General features: G+C 58.8%; 9 protein-coding genes. All 9 read right to left on the reverse strand.

Annotation, left to right across the window (positions count from 1 at the left end; all coding sequences use genetic code 11):
• Positions 1 to 7: 7 nt before the first annotated feature.
• The 9 genes from QE408_RS05205 to QE408_RS05245 all read right to left on the reverse strand — a co-directional run bounded on the left by QE408_RS05205 (position 8) and on the right by QE408_RS05245 (position 10,826).
• Positions 8 to 1,081 (reverse strand): 2,3-butanediol dehydrogenase, encoded by a 1,074-nt coding sequence (locus QE408_RS05205; RefSeq protein ID WP_306929107.1) that lies wholly within the window; start codon positions 1,079 to 1,081, stop codon positions 8 to 10.
• A gap of 152 nt (positions 1,082 to 1,233) precedes the next feature.
• Positions 1,234 to 3,117 carry a sigma-54-dependent Fis family transcriptional regulator gene (locus QE408_RS05210; protein WP_306929109.1) on the reverse strand — a complete coding sequence of 628 codons (1,884 nt, stop codon included), beginning with the start codon at positions 3,115 to 3,117 and terminating at the stop codon, positions 1,234 to 1,236.
• Between the two features lie 118 nt (positions 3,118 to 3,235).
• Positions 3,236 to 3,691: a TspO/MBR family protein gene (locus QE408_RS05215; protein ID WP_306929110.1), complete on the reverse strand. Its 456-nt coding sequence runs from the start codon at positions 3,689 to 3,691 to the stop codon at positions 3,236 to 3,238.
• Between the two features lie 50 nt (positions 3,692 to 3,741).
• The gene (locus QE408_RS05220) at positions 3,742 to 4,833 is read right to left on the reverse strand and encodes a DUF1513 domain-containing protein (RefSeq protein WP_306929111.1); all 1,092 of its coding nucleotides are present in this window, start codon (positions 4,831 to 4,833) and stop codon (positions 3,742 to 3,744) included.
• 1 nt (position 4,834) lies between these two features.
• Positions 4,835 to 5,956, reverse strand: a complete 1,122-nt coding sequence (locus QE408_RS05225) for an imelysin family protein (RefSeq protein WP_306929112.1) — start codon at positions 5,954 to 5,956, stop codon at positions 4,835 to 4,837.
• On the reverse strand, positions 5,956 to 7,476 hold the full coding sequence (locus tag QE408_RS05230; protein WP_306929114.1) for a di-heme oxidoreductase family protein: 1,521 nt from the start codon (positions 7,474 to 7,476) through the stop codon (positions 5,956 to 5,958). The genes QE408_RS05225 and QE408_RS05230 overlap by 1 nt, the downstream gene beginning before the upstream one ends.
• Before the next feature lie 95 nt (positions 7,477 to 7,571).
• Complete coding sequence (locus tag QE408_RS05235; RefSeq protein ID WP_306929117.1) at positions 7,572 to 8,849, reverse strand: imelysin family protein; 1,278 nt, start codon at positions 8,847 to 8,849, stop codon at positions 7,572 to 7,574.
• A 157-nt stretch (positions 8,850 to 9,006) separates the two neighbouring features.
• The gene (locus tag QE408_RS05240) at positions 9,007 to 10,296 is read right to left on the reverse strand and encodes an RsmB/NOP family class I SAM-dependent RNA methyltransferase (protein ID WP_306929119.1); all 1,290 of its coding nucleotides are present in this window, start codon (positions 10,294 to 10,296) and stop codon (positions 9,007 to 9,009) included.
• Between the two features lie 161 nt (positions 10,297 to 10,457).
• The gene (locus QE408_RS05245; RefSeq protein ID WP_306929121.1) at positions 10,458 to 10,826 is read right to left on the reverse strand and encodes a septal ring lytic transglycosylase RlpA family protein; all 369 of its coding nucleotides are present in this window, start codon (positions 10,824 to 10,826) and stop codon (positions 10,458 to 10,460) included.
• Positions 10,827 to 11,166: the final 340 nt, after the last annotated feature.

The raw sequence follows: 11,166 nt of genomic DNA on the forward strand, positions 1-11,166 counted from the left end.
GAGAATGCTACTTCGAAAGATCGATGAGGATCTTCAGATGCGTACCGGCTGGGTCCAGCAAGGCATCGAAGCCCTCCGAAACAGCGGTATCCAGCGTGATGCGCTTGGTGACGATCTTCGTGGCGGGTAACAGGCCAGAGGCAATCAAGCGGATCACCCGTGGCCAGTAGTGGGTCGGGTAAGCCCAGGAGCCCTTGATCTCGAGATCCCGGAAGGTCACCTGGAACCAGTCGAGCGGGTTTTCATGCGGGTGGAGACCCGTCTGCACAACGACGCCCTGCTTGCGCACCGCATCGACACAGGCTTTCAAAGCATGTTCGTTGCCGACGCATTCGATCGCGACATCGCAGCCGACCAGTCCTTCGGTCGCCGAGCGCACAACATCACCCACATGATCGCGCTTTGGGTTGATCGTGATGACGTCGGGAATAACGCTGCGAGCCAGCTCGAGGCGTGCATCGTTGAGATCGGAGACGAAAAGCTGTGCAGCACCGGCGGCGCGGGCGGCGAGAAGCGTCAACATGCCGATCGGTCCTGCACCCGTTACCAGGACGCTGTTGCCGGCGGTCACGCCGCCACGATCGCAGGCATAGACGGCGACGGCCGTCGGCTCGACGAGTGCTGCCTCCTCATCGGTCATGCCGTCCGGAATTTTCTGGACGTTGTATTCGTTGACCAGCGCGGCCTCGGCCATGCCGCCGCCATCCCAGCTCAGCCCGACGAGGGCCAGTTGAGGGCTGAGGTGGAAGAGGCCGCGATCGGCGAAGTAATCGCCGGATCGCGGCATGACGAGCGGCTGGATCGATACGCGATCACCGGCGCGAACGGAGGTCACGCCTTCACCAACCGCCTCGACCACGCCACCAAATTCATGGCCCAGGATTTGTGGGCCATGCGCGCCCGTGAAAGGGTGCGGCTCTATAGGAATAAAGATCGGACCGTAGCTATATTCGTGGAGATCGGTGCCGCATATGCCGACGAAGCGGTTGCGGACCAGAACCTGTCCCGGTCCGGGATGTTTGGGATCGGGAACGTCTTCGATCCGCAGATCCTTGGCCGCATGAAATCTAAGGGCGCGCATTTTGTCCTCCATGGCGTCTAATGCCAAGGAAGGTGCAACGACCGTGCCAGAAGCAGTCATTGGCTGAGATGCCGCGATTGTAGGGGTTTCGCTAGAGGATGGTTTTGCATTCCGCCACAGCTGTGGTGCAACAGTTGTGGCAAACGCCTCACTTAGTGAGGCTTACCGATGCCGAGCTTCCGCATCCTTCGATGCAGCGTCGTGCGATCCACACCGATCCGTCTGGCCGCCTCGGATATGTTGCCGTTGCAAGCGGCTAGCAGCGCGCGAAGATCGGAATCCCCGTCGTCAATCGCGGGGGTCACGGATGTGAAAATCAGGTGCTCAGGGAGATCGTCCACCGTAATCAAACCGTCGTCGCAGAGCGCTGCAGCAAAAGCGATGGTATTGTCCAACTCGCGAATATTGCCGGGCCATCGATGATGAACGAGCGCCACACGCGCGGCATTGGAGAGGGCAAGCGGGCGATCTGGTGCGCCGTGCTTCTCCAGTGTCCTGTCGAGAAGCCATGAAAAGTCCTCGCGCTCTCTCAGCGGCGGTAAGGTCATAACGGCGGCATTCAGCCGGTAGTAAAGATCTTCGCGGAAATCTCCAGCGCGCACCATGTCACTCAAGGGGCGGTGCGACGCGGAGATCACCCGGAAATCGACCTTTTGCGGCGTCGATCCGCCGACGGGGAGAACCTCTCCTTCTGCCAGAACACGCAGCAGCCTGCTCTGGGCAGTCAGCGGCATATCGCCAATTTCATCCAGGAAAAGCGTTCCGCCATCCGCTTCTTCCACAAGCCCCTTGCGTCCCTTTGGTAAGGCGCCGGTAAAAGCGCCTGGAAGATAGCCGAACAACTCGCTCTCAATCAGCTGTTCGGGTATAGCAGCACAATTGACGGTGACAAACCGGCCGGAGAGCCCACTTGCATCATGAATGATGCGCGCCAGATGCTCCTTTCCGGTGCCGGTCTCCCCCTGCAGAAGGATCGGAAGTCTTGAAGGAGCAAGTTTCGCCACCTTCCGCTGAAGGTTTTGGACTGCCAGTCCGCTTTCGCCGATCCTTGAAATCGTCGTCCGAGGTTTCGACCGCGTCAGTGCTATGCCCGATCTGCTCTGCTGCGGTTCGATTGCGTGGGCGTACAATACGGCTCCGCCCTTCACCATGATCTGCCTGTCCTGTGGAAGGCTGGAGCGGGTATGCGAGGCAAGCTCATCGAGGTCGGCTTCGAAAAACTCTTCGACGCGTTGTCCGAGAATATCTTCCGACCTCCGCCAATCGAGACCTCGCGATGCGGCAAGGAAGCGGGCGGCGCCATGGGTCATGCCGGTGATCCGGCCGGCGCCATCGACGGAGAGTGCCGCTTCCGGATCGATATCCAAAAACTCCGGCGCGCCGGCAAAACGCAGGACGAGATCATGCCGGCTGCTGGCCATCAGGTTCGCCAGTTCTATTCTCCGCACCGTCGAAGACACGAGGTGGCGAGCCATGTTCTGACTTGTCTTGAGGATGGGAGAACTCAAAAGCGAGATATCCAACACCGCCGCGAGAACACCTTGCGTATCGTAGATGGGCGCGGCCGTGCAGGAGAGCGGCGTATGCGTGACATCGAAATGGTCGGTCTGGTGAATGGTCAGCGCTTCGCCGGTCGCAATGCAGGCTCCCACAGCGCAAGTGCCAGCGCGGGGCTCGGACCACTCCGATCCGAGGTAAAGTCCTGCCTTGCGCAAATTGTTGTTGAAGGATGGATCGCCGAGGAATTCGACCGTCACTCCCTGCCGATCGGACAGAAGAAGCACGTAATTCTGCTCCGCCACCTGCCGGTAAAGCCCCTCCAGGGCGGAGCGGGCAATATGCACAAGATCTTCAGAGCGCTGACGGTGTTCGCGCAGGCGCGTCTCCGACACGATCACGGCCTCCCGCGCTTTTGCCGGATCCAACTGGTAGGTATCGAGGCAGCGTCGCCAGGATTCCAACACGACTGCATCGCGTCCAGTATTCCGGCCATCCGCGGCATGCTCGATTTCTTTTATGTGATCCGAAACATTCATAGATTTTCGGCTTTCGATCGCCGCCTCCCATGGCTCTCGAAGCGATCTTAGCCAGTTTCGGCAAAGGTTTCCACTCCGACGCTTTCAATGGTTGTCGCGGAGTGGAACAGTCTTGCGATTAGTTCAAGTAGAGGATGCTTGCATTCAGCAGCGTGGCGAAAGAGACCCAAGCGGCATAGGGGAGGAAGAGCCACATGGACAGGCGGTCGCGGCTGGACGCCATGATGATGAAGGCGATGATGCAGACGAGCATCGGAACGATGATGATCAGGCCCGCGGCCGGGCTCTGCATGCCGAAGAACATCGGCGACCAAAGGAAATTCAGCAGCATCTGGCTGCCCCAAAGCTGCATGCGTCCGCCCATGCGGCTCTGCAACCACGTGCGCGCGCCAGCGATCGCAATCATTACATACAGCGTTGTCCAGACGGGACCAAAAATCCAGTTGGGAGGATTGAATGGCGGCTTGTTCAGCGACTGGTACCAGTCGCCCGGCACGTTGTTGATGCCAATCAACGCGCCACAGGTAACAACGACAACGATAAAGACGAGATAGACGACGAGCGCGTGCTTCATGCCGGAAGAATGGTGGCAACAGGCTTTGGTTCCCGCGCTATTTCAACAAATTAGCGTGAGATCCGCGCAATATGCTGATCCCATGAAACCCCACTCATCCTGCCCGCAAATTCCCCATCATAGGAGGACGCAATGACGCCGCGATCCGATGCGGCGACGCCTGCCGCTTCACGAAGTGTCGTCTGCGTCAGTACCGCGCCGTTCTTTTCGTTCAGTGTCACGAAGGCGTTGCCGTTGGGAGACGTTAGCCCGACCATGCCTGCCTCTCGGTTGACGGCAATGGCACCGACATAGTTGGCAAGTCGGGCGGTCGTTTCATCGGGAAGAGAAACGAAGCGTAGATCTTCGCCCTTGGAGAAATAGCCGGCGAGTGGCGGCACGTCATTGCGCGGGCCTTCATACTGGCAGGCAAACCAGATTCGACCGTCATTGCCGAGATCGACGTGGCGGGTGGAAAGCTGCTTCAACCGCTCCGGAAGTGCGTGTTTCTGTATAAGGCTGCCCGTCGCAGCGTCCAGAAGCACGAGGGAGGGCTCCATGCGGTCGATGTTGAGCTTGGTGCGGCCGAAATCCGGGTGGGTCTCGATGCCGCCATTGGCAATCACGATCATGGTGCCATCGGCACTCACCGTCATGTCGTGAGTACCAATCCCATATGCGTCATATTCGCCAATGCGGCGAAAGCCGTCTCGCGCATCATAAAGGCCGATCACACCGCGATTGCCGTCGAAGTCGTTCTCGCTGGCATAGAGGATCGTGCCATCCGGTGAAAACTGGCCATGTCCGTAAAAGTGACGGCCTTCCGGGGTGTTGACGACGACCGGCGCGCTGCGACCGCCAGGATCGAAGGCGACGAAGAATGTGCCTGGCCTGCGGGCGAAAGCGACCGTCATACCCGTCTCGGGGCTGAAAGCCATGCCGTGCGCTCGTGCCGGCAAGGCGACCCTGTCGATGATCTCGCCAGCCTCGCTCAACGTCGCGACACCATAGGCGCCGTCACGAGCCCGGAAGGCGGAGGCGAAGACGGCATCCGTGCGCTCCAGCGCGAAGAGCGAACGCGGCGCGAGCGATGCCAGAAAGGGAATACCTGCTGCCTTGATAAAGCTGCGCCTGTCGATCAGGAGACGCCGGTCCTTGTCCACGTCAGTCTCCGTCCGAAAAGGAAAAGCCTGAGCTTAGACCAATGGCGCCGCCATATTGGTCGTTGATGCGGTAGATCAGGTCCTTGCCGTTCAACAGCAGGTAATCGACCTTGGCGCGGTCCTTGTCGTCAGCCAAGGCTTTCTCGACATCGGGATTGATAGTGCCGGAGACGCGGACCATGGATTTGGCGATGAAGTCGATGGAGCCGATGATCGAGCGTTGATCCGGCGGCAGGAGATCGCCCATCTGCGCGGTGTGGAGCAGATCCTGAACGGCAGCGATATTGTCACCAATGCTTTTCCAGGTGAGGCCGGAGCGCCAGTAAATGGCGGTGCGTGGAAATTTCACATTGTCCGGTCCCTTATAGAAGGTCTCGATGCGCTGGTCGCGGATCGCCTCCGCGGCGTGGACGAGAATGCCCAGCATGGCCACCAGCGCCTCGCGCTCGTCGCGAAAAACGGGATCGTCCGGTCCCGGCTCCTTCCAGTTTTTCGCGGTGCCGTCCGGTGCAGTCCAGCTCGCCACCAGTTCGTTTCCGATATTGGCGAGATTGCCGGCGATTGCCGCGCCATAGCGGCAGCGGAAATCGTTCTTCTGCGATACCAGCGCATCAGCACCGGTGCCGTAGAGGACGAATTCCAGAGCGCCGAGCCCTTGTGCCGCGACACTCTTTGTCTTCAATCCTTCTGCCGTCGTGACGCTCTCGTCCTTGTCAGTGAGATAGCGCTGAACCTGTTTCAAGCCCAGCCCCTTCTTGTCCGGATAATAGAGAATGCGCTCGAAACGGTTCTGCTCGATCACCGGACCCACTCGAACGACTTCGATATGCGACCATGCATCGACCGTATCGGCAAAGCCCCGCTTGGCATCCTTCATCCTGTCGGCCGATGGGTCAGTGCACAGCGCCTTCATCGTGCCTTCCAGCAGGCTCGCCTTGTCGCGGAAGGTCTTATAGCCCGGGCGGATGAAGCCATCGACCGCCTTTTCCATCGTCGCGCGCACCTTGACTGGGTCGAGCGGTGGCGGCGGCATAAGCTCGACATCCTGGGCCTTAGCCGTACCGACGAAGAGAAGCATCGTCAGAGGTAGGGCTGCGATAAGTTTGCGCATCGAAATGTCCATCAAAGAGACTCCAGAAATGTCAGCAATGCCTGCCGGTCAGATTTTTGCAAGGCGGCAAAGGCGTCGCGCGCTTTTTGCCCCTCACCGCCGTGCCAGAGAATGGCTTCAGTCAGACTGCGCGCCCGCCCGTCATGCAGATAGAAATCGTTACCGTTGACGGCGCCCGTCAAGCCGATCCCCCAGAGCGGCGGCGTACGCCATTCATTGCCCGTCGCATCGCCGACTGGCTGTCCATCCGCCAAACCATCGCCCATGTCATGCAAAAGAAAATCCGAGTAGGGCCAAATCAGCTGGAAGGAGTGAAGCGGATCGTCGGCGTTACGTCTGGTCACGAATTTAGGTGTATGACAGGACGCGCAGCCGCTGTCGTAGAACATCTGCTTACCGCGCAGGACATTGGGGGCATCCACATTGCGTCGGGCCGGAACACTCAGGTTTTCGGTGTAGAAGGTCACGAGATCGAGAACCGGGGATGGCGCTTCGGTATCGCCCAGTCGTTTTTGCACGCCGGTCGGCATGGCGAGACAGTCCCTCTGCCGCTCGGTGCAATCCCCATAGGCATTCGGCGCGTCAGGTGTCGAGATGCCGAGATCGTGGGAGAAGGCCATGGCGGCCTGATCCCGCACCGTGGCATTCTGCGCCTTCCAGCCGAAACGACCGAGCGCCAGCGCGCCTGAGCGATGATCGCGAACCCAGGCGGGCTTGCCGGATATCCCATCGCGGTTTTTGTCCTCAGGATCGGCGTTGGCGAGAATGTCTTCCTGCGCGATCGCTTCGATCAGGCCGAGGCCAAGGGTGGGCTGTGCGATCCGGGGGGAGATGGAGGTTGCTGCTTCGAGGGGGCCATCAGCCAAGCCATCGACGCGATAGGTCGGTTTGCGCAGTGACACCACGTCACCGTCGCCAAGCGTCATCTCCCGCTCCTCATAGGCAACGGTCAATTTTCCTTCCGCCTGCAAGCCGGGCACCGCAAGGTTTTGCAGTTGCGCGCCATAGGTAACATCCGGGAAGTTCAGCACGCGATGGTCCTGGACCAGCGTCTCTTCGGCGGGCGTGCGAGCAGGGCGAGCAAAGCGGGCGATCATCGACACTGCATCCTCTCCGTCTCGGGGCGGGCGTCCACGCCCGTCATTGATATGACAGGTCTGACAGGAGCGGGCGTTATAGAGTGGCCCCAACCCATCGGAGGCCTGTGTCGAAGAGGGGGCCGACACCCACAGCTTCTGGAACAGCGCGTGACCGAGCTTGAAGTTCTGGCCCTGCTCCAGGTCGATGGTGGCGGATGGTTGGGAGAAGGACGTATTGCCCGGAGCGACCTTGGTTGTCGCTGCACCGGCAGACATGGCCTCGAATGGTTCGGCCTTGGAGAAGTCGGTGGTGGGCGCTGTGACCGCGCGAACGCGATTAAGATCGCTTTGGGAAATGTCACGGCGAGCCGTATCGGCAGCCAGTGACGGAAGGCCGCATACGAGAACGGCGAGGATGGGCGTAAAGAGCCGATACAGATCAGTGCGCTTCATGTCCTCGGCTCACGATGATCCGGCTGCGACAAAGTAAAAAGAGTTGATGAGGCCGCCTTGAAAGAAGGCCTCATCCGATTTTGGAATATGCAATCTTAGTTGAAGACAGCGTTCGGATTGTCGAGGCTTTGAGAGCCTTCTAGTTCGATCTTGCCGAGATCGAGAGCGGCAATGACGCGTTCGATCGTCTTGGTCTGGTCGAGAAGGCCGTCGATGGCGGTCTGAACCACGGCGTTGCCCTCCTTGTTGCCTTCGCCAATCATCTGGTCGTAGGCCTCAACGGTCTGGGCGCGCTTTTCCATGGCGTGCATGGCATCGAGAGTCTTGTTGAGCTTCGCTTTCATCTCGTCGTCCAGCTTCTTGTCGCTGGCGGAAACGAGATCGGAAAGCGAAGGCCCGCTCATCTTGGTACCGTCGGCGCGGGTGTATTCGCCGGTATAGGCCGAGGCGATGCCGATCGCGTCATTGAGGTGCGAGTTATAGGTGTTGTCGGAGAAGCAATCATGCTCTTCTTCAGGATCGTGCAACAGCAGGCCGAGCTTCATGCGCTCGCCCGCAAGCTCGCCATAGGACAGCGAGCCCATGCCGGTGAGAATGGCGGTCAGGCCCTTTTTGGGATCGGCCTCGACATTCTTCGTCGCCTCGCCGTCCGGCGCCCAGTTCGCGGCCATTTCCTTCAGGTCTGAGACGAGCAGGGTGGACGCGGCTTTCAGATAATCGGCGCGGCGGTCGCAATTACCGCCTGTGCAGTTCTTTGTATCGTAGTCGGTGTAGGGGCGGTTGCCTGCGCCCGGGCCGGTGCCGTTCAAATCCTGACCCCACAGCAGAAACTCGATGGCGTGATAACCCGTGGTAACATTGGCTTCCACCTCGCCCGCTTCCGCAAGGCTTCTGATCAGTTCTGGCGTGATCTTCGATGCGTCGACGACTTCGCCACCAACGGTCAGCTTTTTGTTGGCGATGATGTTGGCTGTGTATAGCTCGTTCTCATCGCTTTCCGTGCCATAAGAACTATCGACATAATCGATAAGGCCTTCGTCCAGTGGCCATGCATTGACCTTGCCTTCCCACTCATCAACGATCGGGTTGCCGAAACGGTAGACTTCCGACTGCTGATAGGGAACGCGTGCCTTGATCCAGGCGTCGCGTGCAGCCTTGAGCGTTGCCTCGCTTGGCGTGGCGATCAATGCATCGATCGCCTTGTCCAGTGCTTCTGCCGTGGTCAACGAATCCTGATATTTCGCCTGTGCCAGTTCGGCATAGTGCTTGACCACGGCGGCGGGATCGGTCGCTGCTCTTGCGGGAGCCGCGGTGAAGGCTGACGATGCAGCGAGAAGCGCCATGCTGGCGCTCAGAACGGTTTTGCGAAACATGCTCTCTCCTGTCCAGCACTGCGGTAACGAGGCTGTGAAGGCGAGTTCTGAACCAATCGTAAACTGGTGTCAAATATTCTAGTTTAGAAGATTTCCAACAAACGGACTGCCGGCGACCGCATCGCCGTACAGCAGCGTTTATATGAGAAAATGCTTTCTATGCCTTGCGGGTCATGGCGCAGAAAAAGAAGCCATCCGTGTCTGTCGTCGCTGGCGTCAGAGTTACCGTTTCACCATCTGCGGAGTGAGGCTTGGCCGCCGCCGGTCCGAAGGTTTTTGTCCACCGGTCGAGTGCTGAGACGATCGAGAATTCCGGGTTTTCGGCGCAGAAGCGACGAACCTGACGCTCGTTTTCTTCCGGTAGCACAGAGCATGTGACGTAGAGCAGTTCACCGCCCGGGCGCACGAAGGCCTTTGCCTGATCCAGTGCTTCGGCCTGCTGACCGACGCGCTCTTCAAGATTGCGTTGTATGAGGCGCCATTTTGTATCGGGCCGCCTGCGCCAGGTGCCGGTGCCCGTGCAAGGAGCGTCTACCAGAACACGGTCGAACTTTTCACGGAAGGCGTCCATTCCGGCTGGTCTATCATGCACCTGAACGTTTCGCGTGCCGGCCCGCTTCAGACGCTCGATGATCGGTGCCAGACGTTTTCTGTCGGCGTCGAATGCATGAACCTGGCCCTTGTTGTTCATGGACGCGGCCATAGCCAGCGTCTTGCCGCCGCCGCCTGCGCAATAATCGAGGATCTGTTCGCCTTCAGTGGCTCCGGCGAGATCGGCGACGATCTGAGAACCCTCGTCCTGCACCTCGAACCAGCCTTTCTGGAAGGAAAGCTCGGCTGTGACGTTGGGCAAGCGCGACGGACCTTCGCCAGCTGGAATACGCACACCCTGACGAGCGATGCGGGTCGCGACCGCGCCGCTGTCCTCCAGCGCCTTGAGCACCTTGTCACGGTTTGCCTTCAGCGTGTTGGCGCGAAGATCGAGTGTCGGGCGTTCATTCAGCGCCTGTGCCTGGCGAAGCCAGTCGTCGGAAAAAGCCGCTTCGAGCGATGGCTGAACCCATTCCGGAATATCGCCCTGGATATGAGGAGGCGCGTCGGCGAGCGAGCGAGTGGTCAGCGCAGTCAGTGAGTTTTCGGACAGAGGCGGAGGGGCAAACTTGTCGCCTTCGAATTCCTGCGCCAATTGCTCCGGCGTTTTACCCCATTGGCGTAGCATCACAGCATAGCCAAGGGCGGTCGCGCTATCGTCATCCATCAACCATGCGTGGGACAGTTTCATGCGAAGGGCATCGTAGACGATGTTGCCGATAGCGGCCCTGTCGCCGGAACCAGCGAAACGATGCGCCAGTCCCCAGTCTTTCAGTGCGTCGGCGACGGGGCGTCTGCGCGCCTCGATATCTGCCAACACTTCGATTGCTCCGGCCAAACGCCCGCCCAAACGCATTGTCTACCTCATCTCCGTGAATGCCCGGTTGGTAGACGCGAATGGCGGCGAGGGCAAGGCTTAGGCTGGAATTCCCGAAAAAGCGCTTCGGAAATCAAAGCATGGTTCGCGTTTAAACGTCTAAAACGATTTCGCGAGAACGACATGCGGCAAAACAAGTCTTACTTGGCGGCGACGATCTCGTAGCAAACCTTGGCGGTGCCGGAGCTGACCATGCCGAGGTTCTTGGCTGCAGCCCTGGACAGGTCCAGAACACGACCCTTGATGAACGGGCCACGGTCGTTGATGCGAACGACAACGGCTTTGCCATTGCGGGCATTGGTCACCTTGACCTTGGTGCCGAACCGCAAGGAGCGATGCGCCGCAGTCAGATTGGAAGGATTCATCCTCTCGCCGGAAGCAGTCTTGGAGGTGAGAGCATACCAAGATGCGCCGCCGCAACCATTTGCAGCATTGGCTTGAAGAGGAGCGATAAAACAGCAGGCGGCGATAGTTGCTGCCGCAATAGTCATGCGTCGGATAGTCGTCAAACTGTGCTTCCCTGATACTCGGCCCCGCGCCGAATGAATTGCGGAGAGTTTAGGGCCGCGGAAAAATGGCAAAAACTTGCCTTGATCCAATCACGAACTGTTACAGACTGTAACATTCGTGATCGAAAATGGGAGACTTGATTTTAGATAGCCGTCTATGGTTTTGGAAAAATTTGTTTAGAATCAAACTGCAAGCATAGAGGGGTTGCCGCAGGCGTATTACACTCTCGAGTTCACAAAAGCCGGGTGAAATAATTTTCTAAAAGCTGAAAAATTCTCCTAAATTTGCACATTAATAAAACGTTAAAGACAAATTTGACGATGATAAACATCCTCAAAA

The organism is Agrobacterium larrymoorei (assembly GCF_030819275.1).
Classification (GTDB): domain Bacteria; phylum Pseudomonadota; class Alphaproteobacteria; order Rhizobiales; family Rhizobiaceae; genus Agrobacterium; species Agrobacterium larrymoorei_B.